The 15,445-nt window shown below is 67.0% G+C and carries 14 protein-coding genes; 7 read left to right on the plus strand and 7 right to left on the minus strand.

What is annotated here, in order from left to right:
• Positions 1 to 353: 353 nt before the first annotated feature.
• From ACZ5AC_RS09170 to ACZ5AC_RS09190, 5 genes are read left to right on the plus strand one after another with little or no spacing between them, the layout of a single operon-like run.
• A complete protein-coding gene (locus ACZ5AC_RS09170) occupies positions 354 to 908 on the plus strand; it encodes an RNA polymerase sigma factor (protein WP_464247320.1) in 555 nt (184 codons plus the stop codon).
• On the plus strand, positions 898 to 1,482 hold the full coding sequence (locus tag ACZ5AC_RS09175; RefSeq protein ID WP_464247321.1) for an isoamylase early set domain-containing protein: 585 nt from the start codon (positions 898 to 900) through the stop codon (positions 1,480 to 1,482). The genes ACZ5AC_RS09170 and ACZ5AC_RS09175 overlap by 11 nt, the downstream gene beginning before the upstream one ends.
• Positions 1,466 to 2,188 carry a hypothetical protein gene (locus ACZ5AC_RS09180; RefSeq protein ID WP_464247322.1) on the plus strand — a complete coding sequence of 241 codons (723 nt, stop codon included), beginning with the start codon at positions 1,466 to 1,468 and terminating at the stop codon, positions 2,186 to 2,188. Before ACZ5AC_RS09175 ends, ACZ5AC_RS09180 begins: the two co-directional genes overlap by 17 nt.
• Positions 2,189 to 2,228: 40 nt before the next feature.
• Positions 2,229 to 3,227, plus strand: a complete 999-nt coding sequence (locus ACZ5AC_RS09185; protein WP_464247323.1) for a tetratricopeptide repeat protein — start codon at positions 2,229 to 2,231, stop codon at positions 3,225 to 3,227.
• Between the two features lie 17 nt (positions 3,228 to 3,244).
• Entirely contained in the window at positions 3,245 to 3,967 is a 723-nt protein-coding gene (locus ACZ5AC_RS09190) for a hypothetical protein (protein WP_464247324.1), read from the plus strand.
• A gap of 138 nt (positions 3,968 to 4,105) precedes the next feature.
• Here the strand turns inward: ACZ5AC_RS09190 and ACZ5AC_RS09195 are convergent, their stop codons facing one another.
• From ACZ5AC_RS09195 to ACZ5AC_RS09205, 3 genes are all read right to left on the minus strand, one after another.
• Positions 4,106 to 4,684 carry a DJ-1/PfpI family protein gene (locus ACZ5AC_RS09195; protein ID WP_028575971.1) on the minus strand — a complete coding sequence of 193 codons (579 nt, stop codon included), beginning with the start codon at positions 4,682 to 4,684 and terminating at the stop codon, positions 4,106 to 4,108.
• Positions 4,685 to 4,745: 61 nt separating this feature from the next.
• Positions 4,746 to 4,940: a twin-arginine translocase TatA/TatE family subunit gene (locus tag ACZ5AC_RS09200; protein WP_464247325.1), complete on the minus strand. Its 195-nt coding sequence runs from the start codon at positions 4,938 to 4,940 to the stop codon at positions 4,746 to 4,748.
• Between the two features lie 96 nt (positions 4,941 to 5,036).
• Positions 5,037 to 5,906 carry a L,D-transpeptidase family protein gene (locus ACZ5AC_RS09205; protein ID WP_464247326.1) on the minus strand — a complete coding sequence of 290 codons (870 nt, stop codon included), beginning with the start codon at positions 5,904 to 5,906 and terminating at the stop codon, positions 5,037 to 5,039.
• A gap of 157 nt (positions 5,907 to 6,063) precedes the next feature.
• Between ACZ5AC_RS09205 and ACZ5AC_RS09210 the strand changes: the two genes are divergently transcribed.
• Positions 6,064 to 6,384, plus strand: coding sequence for a hypothetical protein (locus tag ACZ5AC_RS09210; RefSeq protein ID WP_464247327.1), 321 nt, complete (start codon positions 6,064 to 6,066; stop codon positions 6,382 to 6,384).
• A gap of 1 nt (position 6,385) precedes the next feature.
• Here ACZ5AC_RS09210 and ACZ5AC_RS09215 read toward each other — a convergent pair whose 3' ends face one another.
• The 4 genes from ACZ5AC_RS09215 to ACZ5AC_RS09230 all read right to left on the minus strand — a co-directional run bounded on the left by ACZ5AC_RS09215 (position 6,386) and on the right by ACZ5AC_RS09230 (position 11,678).
• Positions 6,386 to 7,306, minus strand: a complete 921-nt coding sequence (locus ACZ5AC_RS09215; protein WP_464247328.1) for a L,D-transpeptidase family protein — start codon at positions 7,304 to 7,306, stop codon at positions 6,386 to 6,388.
• 210 nt (positions 7,307 to 7,516) lie between these two features.
• Positions 7,517 to 8,182 (minus strand): potassium channel family protein, encoded by a 666-nt coding sequence (locus tag ACZ5AC_RS09220; protein WP_464247329.1) that lies wholly within the window; start codon positions 8,180 to 8,182, stop codon positions 7,517 to 7,519.
• Between the two features lie 8 nt (positions 8,183 to 8,190).
• Entirely contained in the window at positions 8,191 to 8,838 is a 648-nt protein-coding gene (locus tag ACZ5AC_RS09225) for a potassium channel family protein (protein ID WP_464247330.1), read from the minus strand.
• The gene (locus tag ACZ5AC_RS09230; protein ID WP_464247331.1) at positions 8,835 to 11,678 is read right to left on the minus strand and encodes a cation-translocating P-type ATPase; all 2,844 of its coding nucleotides are present in this window, start codon (positions 11,676 to 11,678) and stop codon (positions 8,835 to 8,837) included. Before ACZ5AC_RS09230 ends, ACZ5AC_RS09225 begins: the two co-directional genes overlap by 4 nt.
• Before the next feature lie 297 nt (positions 11,679 to 11,975).
• Between ACZ5AC_RS09230 and ACZ5AC_RS09235 the strand changes: the two genes are divergently transcribed.
• Entirely contained in the window at positions 11,976 to 15,371 is a 3,396-nt protein-coding gene (locus tag ACZ5AC_RS09235) for a PAS domain S-box protein (protein ID WP_464247332.1), read from the plus strand.
• Positions 15,372 to 15,445 lie beyond the last annotated feature (74 nt).

Here is a 15,445-nt window from a genome sequence, read left to right on the forward strand (position 1 = left end):
GAAGGATCGGCAGGCGGACAGAGGATTGCCCGGAATTCCTGCGCACTGTCATAATGACAACTATGTCATTATGACGAATGCATCATTCATGGCAAGCCCGTTCTTCGACACGAGAGTCCCCGACAGCGAATCATGGGCCGCAAACGCATCTCGGACAGCAGCGCCGGAAGGACTCGCCGGCCGGCATCCCCCTGCGGATCGTTCCGATGACCTTGCGGATTCTTCCGATACCGGCATCGTGGCGACTGGAGCCCGCAGGTTCGGTGAGGATCACGCCGCGGCGTGGGTTCGCCAGGACCTTTCCCGGCCGAAGGATGTGACAAATCTCCTCTCTCGGGCGTATATGGTCACGCATGGACAAGCCGGACAATGACAGAGACGACGCGATGGCCGTGGAGCGCACCCTGAACGGCGAACGCGAGGCCTTCGCCGTCCTGGTCCGGCGATACCAGGGACCGGTCTACCGTCTCATGCTGCGCTTCAGCCGGGACGAGCACGAAGCCGGCGAAATGGCCCAGGACGCATTCGTCCGCGCCTATGAGCGTCTGGCGTCCTATGACCAGCGGCGGCGGTTCTTCACCTGGCTCTACACCCTGGCCCTGAACCTGGCCCGCGACCGTGCGCGGCGGGTCGCGCGTGACCCCCTGTGCAGGCAGGACCTGGACATGACCTTGGCCGATCCCGGACGCGACCCCCTGGCCAGCCTCGAAGCCGCAAGACTCCTCGAAGCCCTGCGGGGCCTGGCGCCCAAATACGCCGAGGCCTTGGCCCTGCGCTACATCGAGGACATGCCCCTGGACGCCGTGGCCGAAACGTTGGGCGTGTCCATGAGCGGCGCCAAGATGCGCGTGCATCGGGCCCTGAACATGCTGCGCGAACTCTACGGGAAGGAACACCATGAATGCTGAACGTCTCACCGACCCATCGAAGGACGAATTCATCTCCTGCCTGCGCGGCCTCGGCGCCATGGACCCGGGTCCGGATTTCGCGGCCCGCGTCATGGGCCGCATCGGCGCCGCCACGACGCTGCCCGCCCCGAAACGGCGGATGGCTCGGGTGATCGGCTGGCTGATGGAGCCGCGCACCATCCGCGTCTCGCCCCTCGGCAGCCTGGCCGCCGCGGCCTGCCTGCTGCTCGCCCTGGGACTGTTCCTCAAAATCAATCCCGGGGCCGAAAGCGGCCGCACACCGACTGGCCTGTCCCCCGTCACCTTCGTCCTGGCTGCGCCCTCGGCGCGGGAAGTGGCCGTCATCGGCAGCTTCAACGGCTGGAAGGCGGCGGGCTGGACCATGCGCAACGACCCGGCCACGGGCTTGTGGACCCTGACGACGGCCTTGCCGCCCGGCAGCCACGAGTACGTCTTTCTCGTCGACGGGACCACGCCCGTGACCGACGCCGCGGCGGCCCTCAGCGTCGATGACGGCTTCGGCAGCCGCAACTCCGTTCTTCTGGTGAAAAACGGCGATGGCACGGCTCTCTAGCATTCTGATCCTTGCGCTCCTCGTGGCCGCGGCATGGCTGCATGGTCCTGCGGAGGCCATGGCCTCCCCCTTGGATGCCTCATTGAGGCAGGCTCAATCGGACGGACGGCTGAACGTCCAGGATGCGCAAGCCATCGACGCCGCCATCGACCAGGCCAGAACCCAGGGCCTGCCGCCTGCGCCCTTCACGGCCAAGGCCGAGGAAGGCCTGGCCAAGCGCGTCACCGGCCGGGCCATCGTCCAGGCTTTGGAAACCATGCGCAGCGATTATGTGTTCGCCCGTGACGCCCTCTCCCGGGGAGGCAGGGAGCCGTCGCCGGACGACGTCGTCATGGCCGGAGACAGCCTGCGGCTCGGGCTCACGCGCCAGGAACTGGACCAGATGGCGGCGTTCGAGCCGCCCGCGTCCCCGGCGGAACTGGCTACGGCGGCCAGAACGAGGGCAGCGTTGAACGCCGTGGCATTCCCTGCCCTCCTGTCCGACGGCATCCTGCGCCGCGGCCTGGCCTCCGGCGCCCTGTCCGCGCAGTGGGCGCAGCTCTTCCGCGTGGTGCAGCGGACCCGCGAGGCGGGCATACCCGACGCCGTCGTGGCCGAAGCCGCAACGCGGATACTGGCCGACGGGGGCGGGCCGGCCGAACTCCTCCAGGAATTGGGGCTAACCGGCCGCGACACCCGCAAGGCCCCCGGCAAACCTGCAAAATAATCTGTGACCGATGAGTCCGACAGCCGTATATCTTTTTGTCATGAAAAACATCATTCGCACGCTCATCCTCATGCTGCCCCTGGCCATCGGCGCCTGCGCCACGGTGGACACCGCCGTCCGGCATATCCAGGGAGAATACCATGGTGCCCAAGGGCAATACTACCTGAACAAGGGAGATTACGCCGCCGGCCGGGCGGCCTTCGCCCCCAGGGTGGCCGAAAATCCCGACGACCCTGAGCTGAACTACTTCATGGCCCGCTTCGAACTGGGCGGGGACAAACCCGAAGCGGCGCTGCCCTTCATCCAGAAGGCCGTGAAGCTGACCCCTGACAACGCCGATTACCGCTTCTGGGAGGGCGTGACCTGGTGGGCGCTGATGAAGCCGGACAAGGAAAGGTCCGCCTACGAAAAGGCCCTGTCCATCGACCCGGACCACCTCTCGGCGAACCTCTACCTGGCCCACAACATGCTCGACCGGGGCAAGAACGCCGAAGCCCTGAAGCTCTACGACAAGGTCCTCGCCCTGAACCCGGACGAACCCCAGGCCATGTTCAACAAGGCCGTGGTTCTGGAGCGCCTGAAACGGCCCAAGGAAATGAAGCCGGCCATGCACCGCTACCTGGAAAGCTACCCGGACGCCCCCCTGGCGCGGCAGGGCGTGCGCATGCTGAACAAGGCCGGTGACTTCACGTGGCGCAACCATGTCATCGGGCTGCGCACCATCCCCCTGAAGGCCGTGGAGTTCAGACCGGGCACGTCGACGCTGACCGAAAACGGCGAAGCATCACTCAACAGCATCGGCAAGATGCTGAACGACAAGGCGGACCTGAACGTCCACGTCGTGGCCTACGTCAAGGGCGACACGGCCCTGGCCAGGGAACGGGCTCTGGCCGTCAGGGAATACGTTCACCGCAAGTACCCGAAAGTCGCCCCGGCCCGCCTCGCGCCGAGCTGGTTCGACAAACCCGAGAGCATCAAAACGGACGGCGGGACGCACAGCCTGGCCCAGTCCGTCAACATCTTCACCAAGGTTCAATGACCCCAGGAGGTTTCATCATGAAAAGCATTCTTCGTTTTCTTCTCGCCGGTCTCATCCTTGTGGCCCTCTCTGCCCTTCCGGTCCTGGCGCAGGAAGCCACGGAAGCAGACCCTGAACCGGTCTCCACCTTCAGCAACCCGACGCAATCGAGCATAGCCGAAGGGTTAGCGACTGCCGCTGCAGAGGATTCGGAAGCCGTGGCCGATGAAAAGGCCGCTCTCGAAGCAGCCGAAGCCGAGCTTGACGCTGCGGTCCAGGCTGAAGAACCTGCAGAGACGATCGCTGATTTGGAAGAAGAAGTCGAAATCGCCGAACAAAACTATGCTGCGGCCCTCGCAGAAGCCTTCGGCGTGACCAGCGCCGAAGTTGAGACAATGCGCAACGATCTCGGCATGGGCTGGGGGGACATTGCGCACGAGCTTGGCGTCCATCCCAGCACCATCGGCAAGAGCGTGGCCGGCCAAAACCGCGCCATGTCCAGCTATGGAAACGCCCTTGGCGTAACAGAGCGCAACACCGCCACGGGCAAATCCAGCGACGTCTCTTCCGCTTCATCGAATAAGGGCGGCAAGGCCGGAGAAAGCGGCAGGGGCGGAAGCAACGCCGGCGGCAATGGCAAGGGTGGCGGGAACGGAAAGGGCGGTGGCAATGGCGGCGGTAATGGTGGAGGCAACGGCGGCGGAAACGGCGGCGGAAACGGCGGCGGAAACGGCGGCGGAAACGGCGGCGGAAAGAAGTAGCCTTACCTGAGCAGAAAACCTTCATTGAGGATCGGACAACATCCGGTCCTCTTTTTTTCGCCGTAGCCCGACCGCAGCATCACGTATGTTCGGGTTAACAGTCGGAGCGGCCTGGACCGCCCCGCCGTTCAGAAAAGGCTAAATGCTGATCTTCGCGCCCAGAAGCGCCGCGAACTTGGCGATCCAGTCCGGGTGAGCGGGCCAGGCCGGGGCGGTGACGAGGTTGCCGTCCACGTGGGCCTTGTCCAGGGCGATGTCGGCGTACCGGCCGCCGGCGCAGGTCACGTCCGGGCCGCAGGCCGGGTAGGCCGAGCAGCTCTTGCCCTGCAGCACGCCGGCCGTGACCAGGACCAGGGGGCCGTGACAGATGGCGGCGATGGGCTTGCCGGCCGCGTTGAACTCGCGCACGATCTCAAGGACCCGCGGGTTGAGCCGGATGTATTCCGGGGCGCGCCCGCCGGGCACGACCAGGCCGACGTATTCGGCAGTGTCCACGGCGGCGAAATCCTTGTTCAGCGTGAAGTTGTGGCCGCGCTTCTCGCTGTAGGTCTGATCTCCCTCGAAATCGTGGATGGAGGTGCGCACGAACTCCCCGGCCTTCTTGTCCGGGCAGACGGCTTCCACCGCGTAGCCGAGCATGGTCAGGGCCTGGAACGGCACCATGACCTCGTAGTCCTCAACATAGTCGCCGACCAGCATGAGTATCTTCTTGGACATGACGAAATCTCCTTGAGTTGAGAGTGAAGATGCCGACGCAGAAAACCCGTTCCGGGACGCGTCAGGCCTTGGGACCGTTTTCCTCCGGACCCTTCACCGGTTCGATGTCGACGGGGTCCGGCGTGTGTATGGCGGATCTGAAATTCCTGATGGCCCGCCCCATGTCGGACCCGATGCGGGGCAGGTTCTTGCCCCCGAACACAACCAAGGCGATGACCAGAACGATCAGAAGTTCCTGAACACCTATCCCGAACATGAAGGCCTCCCGGGCGAAACATTGTGATTGGACCCGAACCCCGTTGCGCCGGCATGGAATGGTTGCCGTGACGCGCTGCGGGCCGGTGCTTCCGAACTAGTCGAGGCGCCTGAAAACAGCAAGCGGCCTCCCGCCGTCCGCGACGGGAATCTCGCCGCCCGCAAGGGCGACGAGGACGGCGCTTTTGAGCAGGGCGTAGGCCGAATCCGGGTCCGCAGCGTCGGCCATCGCCCCCTGCACGCTGTCCAGAAAGGAGATTTCCCCGTCGGCATTGCGGTCCGTCACGGCCAGGACCGGCCTCCCCCCCGCCCCGTACACCACGACCTCCAGGGAAACGCCGTATCCCGCGCCCTCCCGTATGGTCACGCCGGTCGGTCCGAGCCACGTCCGCAGTCGCGCCTGGTAGGCGCAGACCCCGTCCGGGCAGACCGGAAGCCCGTCGTCGGCCAGGTTCGAAACCTGCGTGAAAGGCCTGACGAGACCGAACAGGCCCCGTGCGCCGTTGAAGATGAGGACCGGATCCCCGACCCGGCAGAGATTGAAGAGCTTCTCCATGTCCGGGTTGTCCAAGGCGATGCAGCCTTCGGTCCAGTCACGCTCCCGAAACTCACCGAATTGCCTGTAAACCCCTCCGCCGTGGATGGCGATGGCGCAGCCGAGGCCCGTGTCGCAGGGGGTCTGCCGGGAAGCGAGGGCCGCCTTGCGGACCCGCGTGTACCCCGCCGTGGAAACCAGGCCCGAGGCCAGCCCCCGCTGGGCGTCGGCCAGGTTCGGGTAGGACAGGCCGAGGGTGCGGTGGAAGCGCGTCCGACTCTTGTGGTACGTGATGAAGTAGAGCCCCTCCGGGGTGGCCATGTCATGGGCCCGGACCTTGTCCGAAAACGGGTCCACGCCGAAGCTGACCGGAAAGCGGGCCGCCCGCCTCCCCCCCACGTAAAGCGTCAACTCTTTCGTGGCCTTGTCCACGACAACGACGCGCCGCGACGACGATTCTGCCGCCTGCAGTCCGGAAGCGGAAAAAACAAGCAGAAAGAGGAATAGCAATTGACTTCTAAAATTATGGAGGCGTAACATACAGTCCTAAAATGATCCCGACAACACGCAACGCATGGGAGGATGCACGATGTTGACGAAAAAAACGGTTCTCTCGTTGTCCATGACACTGTTTCTCGCCGCGCTTCTGCTCGGGACCACGGGCTGCGCCAGCCTGAGCAAGGAGGACAGGGCCCTGCTGGAGAGCACGCGCCAGTCGGCCGAGGAGGCCAAGGCCGCGGCGGCCAGGGCCGAAGCCGCAAGCCAGAGGCTCGAAGCCCAGGGCGTTCGCCTCGAACAGGCCGCCGCCAGCGCGGAGCAGTCCGCCACCAAGGCCGAGATGGCGGCAGAACGCGCCGAGGCCGCAGCCCTCAAGGCCGAACGCATCTTCGACAAGTCCCTGAAGAAGTAGCTCACTCCTTCCTGGGGCGCGCCACGGCCATAGGCACTCCCGACTTTTCAGCCAAGGCCCTGTCCAGGGCCGCGCGGTCGAGTTCGAGGGGTCCTATGGCCGTCTCGTAATAGAGCACCTCGTCCATGACCTTGGCCAGCTGGTTGCCGAGCCTGCCGTCGAAGTCGTCGAAGACCTGGACCCACAATTTCCCGTCGGCCCACCCGAACTTGACGGGCTCGTAGACGACCAGCACTCTGGCGCCCACGGGCACCAGCGGGTACAGCGCGCCTACGTCCTCGGGGTACATGCGGATGCAGCCGTGGCTGACCCGCCGCCCCACCCCCCACGGCTTGTTGGTGCCGTGGATGGCGTAGAGGTTGCGCGACAGCCGGAAGGCGAAATCCCCCAGGGGGTTGTCAGGCCCCGGCGGAACCTGGGCCGGCAGGTCCGGCTCCTCCCTGCGGATGGACTCCGGCACGACCCAGGTCGGGTTGGCGGTCTTGCTCTTGACCGCGTACTCTCCCAATTCCGTCAGGTACCCTTCCCGGCCGATGCCGATGGGGGCGGTGAAGAAGAAGTCGTGGCCCCCGTTCGAAAAGAAATAGTACAGGCGCATCTCCGCCAGGTTGACGACGATGCCCGTGTCCGGGCGCTCCCGCGGCGGCACGAAGGTCAGGGGCAGGCGCACCAGGCTGCCCTCGCGCGGCACCCACGGGTCGATGCCGGGGTTGGCGGCCACGATCTGGTTGTACCCGAGGCCGAACTCCCGGGCGATGTCCAGGAGCGTGTCATGCTCCCGCGCCTGGACCATGCGCGTCACGCCGTACACGCCCGTGCCGGGCTCCATCATGAAGCTGCGCAGAGCCCACGAGGGGCAGGCCGCAAGCAGGACCCAGACGAGGGCCGATGCGGCGATGAACAGGCAACGCTTTCTTTTCATGTTCCCTCAATCCCCACGAGTACGGCAGCCGAAACCGGGATTCGCGCCGGATATGCCGCGAGCCCGGCGGGCCTGGGGGCGTCCCGGCTGCGGTCCCGGAATTTCCGCTTCGAGCCGACGACGACTCTCTTCCGCCATGTTTTCAATTCCACCCTACCAGACTCGGCCGCCGCTGTCCCGGTCCCGGACCGCCGCCGTTCGCGGCGCCCCTCACCCCCCGAGAATCCGCGACAGCCCCTGCGCCGCGGACTTGTGCACCAGGGCGACGACCTCGTCGCCCGCCGCGAGCACGGTCTCGCCGTGGGGGATGACCAGCTGCCCGCCGCGCAGCACGGCGACCAGGATGCACTCGGCCGGAAAGGCCAGTTCCACGATCCTCTTCCCCGCGGCCGGAGCCTGCGTATGCACGGTCTGTTCGACGATGGAGCAGTCGCCCCTGGAGAGCTTGAGCAGGGTCGTCATGCCGCCCAGGGACATCTCCTCGGCGATGAGCTGGGCCATGAGCCCCGCCTGGTTGACGGCCGCGTCCACGCCCATGGCCGGCGTGAACATCCAGCCGCTCGCCGGGTCCTTGACCCTGGCGATGGTGCGCGGCACGCCGAACTCGAAACGCGCGAGGCTCGTGGCCACGAGGTTCGTGGCGTCCGTGCCGGTCACCGCCGCCAGTACGTCGGCGTCCCGCACGCCCGTGGCCTCGAGCACGGCCGGGTCGGCGCCGCTGCCGGCCACGACGCACCCGGCCGGCAGCGCCTCGTGCAGGGTCCGGAGTTCCCCGGCATGCCTCTCGATGACCCAGACCTGATGCCCCCCGGCCAGCAGCAGCATCGCCAGATGCGTCCCGACCTTTCCCCCGCCCACGATGATCACCTTCTTCATGGTTCACCTCACGTCAGGGCCAGAATGGAGCGCAGCCGCTCAGAGGATTCGCGCAGCACGGCGAGGTAGACGGTGTCGTCGCGCTCGAAAGTCGTCTCGGACGAAGGCAGCAGGACCCTTCCCCGCCTGCCCACGGCCACGACATGCACCTCGCCGAAGACCGTCAGGTACCCCGTCTTCCGTCCTTCGAGGGGGGGCGGGACGGGGAAGCGCACGATCTCGGCCTGGCCGTCGCCAAGGCTCGCCAGGACTTCGGACTCCGCATAGAGGAGCAGGTCGGCGATGCGGTCGGCGGCCCAGTCGAAGGGCGCGACGACCTGCACGCCGAGCCGGCGGTAGAGCTCCGCGTTCTGCGGGTCGTGGAGACCGGCGACCACCCTGGGGACGCGGAAGACAAGGCGGGCCAGCCGCGCGACGACCACGTTCGTCTCGTCGCTGCCTGTCACGGCCGCCAGCCCGTCGGCCTGTTCGATGCCGGCGCGGACCAGAGTGTCCCGGTCGAAGCACCCGCCCGCGACCAGCCTGTCCCGCAGCGACGGTTCGAGCCGCTCCGCCCCGGAGCCGTCGTCCACGAAGGCGAAGTCGTGGCCCCCGCGGCGCAGGGCCAGGGCCAGCCCCGTACCCATCCTTCCGCAACCGACGATGACGTATCTCATGTTACGACTCCCGTAGGCGTGGTTTTCTCCATCCGGCGCAGCACCCATTTCCGAGCCTCGTCGGCCAGCAGGAGGAGCGGCGTCCAGGCGAAGAGGAACGCCCAGTTGAAGAGCGCAAAAGGCCCGGTCCCGACCAGCCTCTGGGCCGGCGGCCAATGGACGATGGCCGCGACGACGACCAGTTCGCTGGCTACGCCGAGCCACAGGAGACGGTTGCCGAAGACCGGGACCCGCAGCGACGACGCCCGCTCCGTGCGCTGGGCGAAGAGGTTGCCGATCTGGGTGGTCACGACGCAGGCCAAGGCCATGGCCGTGGCGGACTCGTACAGCGGGCCCGAGGACGGCAGGTCGAGCCATTGCCCCCAATGCCCATTGGTCCAGTACAGAAAATAGAAGGCGATCATGACCGCCAGGCTCTGCAGCGGCCCCAGGAACAGGTAGGACCGCGCCAGGAGGCCGGGGGTGATGACGTGCTCACCGGGGCTTCTGGGCGGCCGGTCCATGAGGCCGGGCTCGGCCTTTTCCGCGCCCAGGCCCAGGGCCGGCAGCAGGTCCGTGCCCAGGTCCACGGCCAGGATGTGCATGACGTTCAGGGCCAGGGGGATGCGCCCGCCGCTCAGGGCGTAGAGGATGAAGGGCACCGCCTCGGGCGTGTTGCTCGTGAAGATGTACGTCGAGAACTTCTTGATGTTGGCGAAGACGGCGCGGCCCTCCTCGATGGCGCCGACGATGGTCGCGAAATTGTCGTCCGTGAGGATGACATCCGCCGCCTCCTTGGCCACGTCCGTGCCCGAGAGGCCCATGGCGATGCCGATGTCGGCCTTCTTGATGGCCGGGGCGTCGTTGACGCCGTCGCCGGTCACGGCCACCACGTGTCCCGCCCGCTGCAGGGCCGCGACGATGCGCAGCTTGTGCTCCGGGGCGGCGCGGGCGAAGATGACCTCCCCGCTCAGGGCCTCGTCCAGGGCCACCTCGTCCATGGCGTCGAGGTCCGCGCCGCTGACGATGCGCGCCCGCCCGTCACGCCCGTCACGCCCGTCACGGATGATACCAATGCGGCGCGCCACGCTCTCGGCCGTCAGGCCGTAGTCCCCGGTGATCATGACGATGCGGATGCCCGCCCGCCGGCACACGGCCACGGCCTCCTCCACCTCGGGCCTGGGCGGGTCCATCATGGCCACGAGGCCCAAAAAGGTCATGTCCGCCTCGATGTCTTCCGCCGGCAGGCGGCCAAGGCCGGCGCCGACAAGCCCTTCGCCGCGCACGACCCGCCTGGCCACGGCCAGGACCCGCAGGCCCGAGCGGGCGAAGCCGTCGCCCGCGGCCATGATGCGGACGCGGGTTGGCTCGTCCAGGGGCCCCTCTGTCCCACCCGCGAGCATCCGGGTGCAGAGTTCCAGCACCTCCCGCGGCGCGCCCTTGGCATGGACCAGGGTCTCGCCGTCGCCGCTATGCACGGTGCTCATGCGACGGCGCCTGGAGTCGAAGGGCAGCTCGCGCAATCTGGGCGTGGCCCGCTCCTCGGCGGCCAGGTCGACGCCCGCCTTCAGGGCCGCCACCCGCAGGGCCGCCTCCGTCGGATCCCCGATGACCGTCCAGCGTTGGCTGTCCTCGCCGGGCGGCTGCAGCCGGGCGTTGGTGCACAGCCCGGCGGAAAGCAGCAGCGCGTGCAGCCCGCCGCCGCGGGGGGCTGCCACCGCTTCGTCGCCGCACCGAATGCCGCCGTCCGGGGCGTACCCCGTCCCCGTGACGCGCAGGACATCACCCTCGGGGACGCCGGGCAGCCAGATCTCGCGCACCGTCATCTCGTTCTGGGTCAGGGTCCCGGTCTTGTCGGTGCAGATGACCGAGGCGCAGCCCAGGGTCTCCACGGCCGAGAGACGCTTGACCAGGGCGTTGCGGCCGGCCATGCGCTGCACGCCCATGGCCAGGGACAGGGTCACGGTCGGCAGCAGCCCCTCGGGCACGAAGGCGACGATCATGCCCATGCCGAAAACGAGCCCTTCGGCCCAGCCCATGCCGGCCAGCAGGACGGACAGGAGGAAGAACACGCACCCCGAACACACGGCGATGACCGTCACGACCCGCGTGACCCGGCGCATCTCCTTCTGCAGGGGGCAGAGCTCCTCCGCGATGCCCTGGGTGAACCCGGCGATCTTCCCGAACTCGGTGTCCATGCCCGTGGCGAAGACCACGCCCCGGCCCGTGCCCGAGACCACGCTCGTCCCGGCGAAGGCGACGCTTGGGATCTCCAGCCGCGACATTCCCCGGCCGGCGACCTCCACGTGCGTCTTGAGGACGCTCCGGGACTCGCCCGTCAGGGTCGACTGGTCCAGGCGCAGGTCGGCGGACTCCACGAGGCGCGCGTCGGCGCAAACCCGGCAGCCCTCGGCAAGCAGCAGGAGGTCCCCCGGCACAAGGGAGACGGCGTCGACCAGCAGGACCTCGCCGCCACGCACCACGCTCGCCTTCTCGTCCAGCATCCGGCGCATGGCCTCGGTGGCCTTCTCGGCCTTGTACTCCTCCCAGAAGCTGAACGCACCGTTGATGACGTTCACGGCCCAGATGGAGACGGCGAGCTGCGGCATGCGGGCGAAGATGGCCACGAAGCCTGCAATCCAGAGAAGCATGGCCATGAGGTGCGTGAAGTTGGCCAGAAACTTGAGCGGCAGAGACGCGTTGCGGGCCACGGCGATGGTGTTGGGGCCGAAGCGGGCCAGGCGCGCTGCGGCCTCCCGCGTGCTCAGACCGTCGGGACCGCTGCCCAGGGCTCGGCAGACCTCAACGGCCGGCAACGTTTCGAGGGACACCGTCCGATCGGGAACATCGTGCTGACCCATGAAGACCCGCCCATGCCCGCGGGAGGGGGACACGTTCTCTTCCACCCGCACCGGAGGCCTGGGTCCGACATCACCCGCAACCCCGACGATCCGAAACGTGCCTTCTCATACCAGAAAACCGCTCCGAACGTCCAACGAAACGCCCTCGATCCTGCGACATATCAAAACGCGTACAGCGCACCATCCATACCTACGGAGCAGCCTTTACACCCTGCTGTACATTTACTAGCTTTGGTCAATGAGCACTAGGACGGCACAGCCCGGCACGTTCCGGTTCGACACGGGTTCGGATAACGCATGACAAGCTTGCGATCGACAATTCAGGCGGCGGTGTTCTGGATCATGCTGCTGGCCCTCTCCCTCGGCTGGAACTGGCAGCACATCGAGCAGTCGATGACGGGGCTGGCAGAATCCGAGGCCAATGCCGCCTTCCAGAAGGACCTGACCTACAGGCTGTGGGGCGCCATGCAGGGGGGCGTCTATGTCCCGCCTTCGGAGAAGACCCCGCCCAACCCCCACCTGGCGCATGTCCCGGACCGCGATGTCGAGACGACCGCAGGCAAAGGCCTGACCCTGGTCAACCCGGCCTACATGACGCGTCAGGTGCACGAACTGGGAAAGGAAAAATACGGCCTGCGCGGACACATCACCAGCCTCAAGCCCCTGCGCGCCGAGAACGCCCCCGACGAGTGGGAAACCACCGCCCTGCGCGCGTTTGCCGCCGGGAGCGTCAAGGAGACCGCCCGGCAGACTCTCGACGGACAGCCCTTCTTCAGGCTGATGCGCCCTCTCTTCGCCGACCCGCCCTGCCTCAAATGCCACAGCGCCCAGGGCTACGCGCAGGGGGACATCATCGGCGGCATCAGCGTCTCGGTCCCCATGCAGACCTATCTCGGACTCGCAGGGCAGCAGCGGCTGCGCCTGGTCGTCGCACATCTCGTCATCGGCCTGCTCGGACTGGCCGGCCTGGGCGCGAGCCACGTCCATTTCCGCAATTACAAACGGTCGCTGCGGGAGAGCGAGGACAGGTTCGAACAGCTGGCCGAACACAGCCGCTCCGTGACCTGGGAAGTGGACGCCGACGGCCTCTTCACCCATGTCGGCAAGACGGCGTCTTCCGTCCTGGGCTACGCCCCGGAAGAACTCGTCGGGCGCATGCGATTCTTCGACCTCCACCCCGAAGAGGGACGGGAGGCGTTCAAGGCTTCGGCCTTCGACGTCTTCAGGCGCAAGGGGGTCTTCACGAACTTCGAAAACCCGGCGCGCACCAAAGACGGACACGACATCTGGCTGTCCACCAACGGATTCCCCCGGCTCGACGCCGCAGGCAACCTTCTCGGCTACCGCGGCAACGACACCGACATCACCGCCGAAAAACAGGCCCGGACCCAGCTCGCCCAGCGCGAAGCCATGCTCGCCTCGATGCTTGAAAACCTGCCCGTGGACTTCTGGGCCCGCGACCTGGATGGCCGCGGCATCATCCAGAGCAGGCTGAGCAAGGAGCACTGGGGGGATTTCTGCGGCCCGGACGTTGCCGCCCAGCCCATGCACCCGGACAACGCCGGGAAATGGAAGGCCAAGCACGCCCGGCTCTCCGCGGGGGAGACCTTCGAGCAGGAAGAGGAGCTGACCCTGGCCGACGGACGGCGCCGCATCTTCCACTCCATGGGCGCGCCCATCGTCATGCACGGCGAAGTGGCGGGCGTCCTGGGCCTCAATCTGGACATCACGGAGCGCAAGATCATCGAGGCCCAGCTGGGCCGCGAACGCCTCCTCAACGACGCGATCTTCGACAGCATTCCGGGCCTGCTCTACCTCTATGACCAGGACGGGCGGCTGGTACGCTGGAACCGGAAGCACTCCGAGCTGACGGGCTACACGGACCAGGAACTCGCCGCCATGCACGTCATGGACTGGTACCGCGACGACCCCGAGACGCAGGACAGGATCGCCAAAGCCATCGAGCGCGTGCTCGAGGACGGCATCGGCGCCGAGGAAGGCGAGCTTCAGACCAAGGACGGACGCCGGATTCCCTTCTTCTTCACCGCCGTGCGCCTGGAGCTCGAAGGCCGGATCTACTTCACCGGCATCGGCATCGACATGACCGACCGCAAGCGATCCGAGGAGGCCCTGCGCCTGAGCGAGGAGCGTCTGGCCCTGGCCCTGGACGCCGCCAGCGACGGCCTGTGGGACTGGAACCTCGAAACGGGCGAGACGTATTTCAGCCCGCGCTACCTGAACATGCTCGGGTATGCGCCGGGCGATCTCGACCTGAACATCGGCAGTTGGGAACAGCTCCTCCACCCCGACGACCGCGAGGAGGCCAAGCGGATCGAGCTGGACCATGTCGACCGCGGCGAGCCCTTTTCCATTGAATTCCGCCTCCGCAACAAGGCTGGGGGCTGGCAGTGGGTCATGAGCCGCGGCAAGGTCGTGCAGTGGGATGCCGACGGACGCCCGCGGCGCATGGTCGGCACCCATGTGGACATCGACCAGCGCAAGCGCATGGAGAAAGAACTGGTCAAGGCCAAGGAGGCCGCCGAAGCCTCGAACACGGTCAAATCGGAGTTTCTGGCCAACATGAGCCACGAGATCCGCACCCCCTTGAACGGCATCATGGGCATGCTGCAGCTCCTGGAGTCCGGGGCGGGGAACGAGGAGCAGCGCAGGACCTGCGCCCTGGCCCTGCAGGCCACCAGCCGGCTGACGCGCCTGCTGTCCGACATCCTCGACCTGTCGCGGGTGGAGGCGGGCAAGATGCAGATGCGCGTCGAACCCTTCAATCTCCGGGAGGCCCTCGAACACAGCGTCGACCTCTTCAAGCCCATCGCCCTGCAGTCGGGCCTGGAGTTCAGCCACCACCTCGACCCGGCCCTCCCGGAATACGTGGCCGGTGACGCCGTCCGCGTCCAGCAGGTGCTCATGAACCTGATCGGCAACGCCTTCAAGTTCACGACCAAGGGACATGTCACCGTTGAGGCCTCTCCCCTGCCGTCGAAAGACGGCGGCAGCGTCCGGGTCTTCTTCGCGGTTTCGGACTCCGGGCGCGGTATCGACGACGAATCTCTCCGCACCCTTTTCCAGCCCTTCAGCCAGGTCACCAAAGGGTTCACCAGAGACCACCAGGGGGCCGGCCTCGGGCTGGCCATCACCAGGCGGCTGGTGGCGCTCATGGGCGGCGCCATGGCCGTGGAGAGCGAGCCGGGCGTCGGCTCGGTCTTCTCCTTCAGCCTGCCCTTCGCAACCGCCGACGCCCCCCCGGCCGCACCGGAACCGGTCGAGGACAGACGAACGAAGACGCATCCCGCGCGCATCCTCCTGGCCGAGGACGACGAGGTGACGATCTTCGCCACGCGCGCCCTCCTCGCCAAGGCCGGGTACGAGGTCAGCATCGCCCGCACCGGGCAGGAGGCGGTCGCCCTTCTCCGGGAGCAGGACTTCGGGCTCGTGCTCATGGACGTCCAGATGCCCGGCATGGACGGCGTCGAGGCGACGCGGGTCATCCGCAGCGATCCCGGCCTCGGGGCCAAGCGGGACATTCCCATCATCGCCCTGACGGCCTTTGCCATGGACGGGGAGAAGACGGCCTTCCTTGCGGCCGGTATGGACGCGTATGTTTCCAAGCCCGTCGGGATGAAGGAGCTGCTCCGGGCCATCGACGCGGTCCTTTCGGGTCAGGCCGTCCGTTCATGACGGGATCGCCCTCGAACGCAGGCCCCGCGATGAGCGTGATACCCCGAAACCTTCGCGAAGGCTGATCGCCCTCC

It is taken from the genome of Desulfomicrobium aestuarii (genome assembly GCF_055385525.1).

Coding starts and splice junctions, on each gene's coding strand:
- ACZ5AC_RS09170 (WP_464247320.1), top strand. CDS start 354: ATGGACAAGCCGGACAATGACAGAGACGACGCGATGGCCGTGGAGCGC.
- ACZ5AC_RS09175 (WP_464247321.1), top strand. CDS start 898: ATGAATGCTGAACGTCTCACCGACCCATCGAAGGACGAATTCATCTCC.
- ACZ5AC_RS09180 (WP_464247322.1), top strand. CDS start 1,466: ATGGCACGGCTCTCTAGCATTCTGATCCTTGCGCTCCTCGTGGCCGCG.
- ACZ5AC_RS09185 (WP_464247323.1), top strand. CDS start 2,229: ATGAAAAACATCATTCGCACGCTCATCCTCATGCTGCCCCTGGCCATC.
- ACZ5AC_RS09190 (WP_464247324.1), top strand. CDS start 3,245: ATGAAAAGCATTCTTCGTTTTCTTCTCGCCGGTCTCATCCTTGTGGCC.
- ACZ5AC_RS09195 (WP_028575971.1), bottom strand. CDS start 4,684: ATGTCCAAGAAGATACTCATGCTGGTCGGCGACTATGTTGAGGACTAC.
- ACZ5AC_RS09200 (WP_464247325.1), bottom strand. CDS start 4,940: ATGTTCGGGATAGGTGTTCAGGAACTTCTGATCGTTCTGGTCATCGCC.
- ACZ5AC_RS09210 (WP_464247327.1), top strand. CDS start 6,064: ATGTTGACGAAAAAAACGGTTCTCTCGTTGTCCATGACACTGTTTCTC.
- ACZ5AC_RS09215 (WP_464247328.1), bottom strand. CDS start 7,306: ATGAAAAGAAAGCGTTGCCTGTTCATCGCCGCATCGGCCCTCGTCTGG.
- ACZ5AC_RS09220 (WP_464247329.1), bottom strand. CDS start 8,182: ATGAAGAAGGTGATCATCGTGGGCGGGGGAAAGGTCGGGACGCATCTG.
- ACZ5AC_RS09225 (WP_464247330.1), bottom strand. CDS start 8,838: ATGAGATACGTCATCGTCGGTTGCGGAAGGATGGGTACGGGGCTGGCC.
- ACZ5AC_RS09230 (WP_464247331.1), bottom strand. CDS start 11,678: ATGGGTCAGCACGATGTTCCCGATCGGACGGTGTCCCTCGAAACGTTG.
- ACZ5AC_RS09235 (WP_464247332.1), top strand. CDS start 11,976: ATGACAAGCTTGCGATCGACAATTCAGGCGGCGGTGTTCTGGATCATG.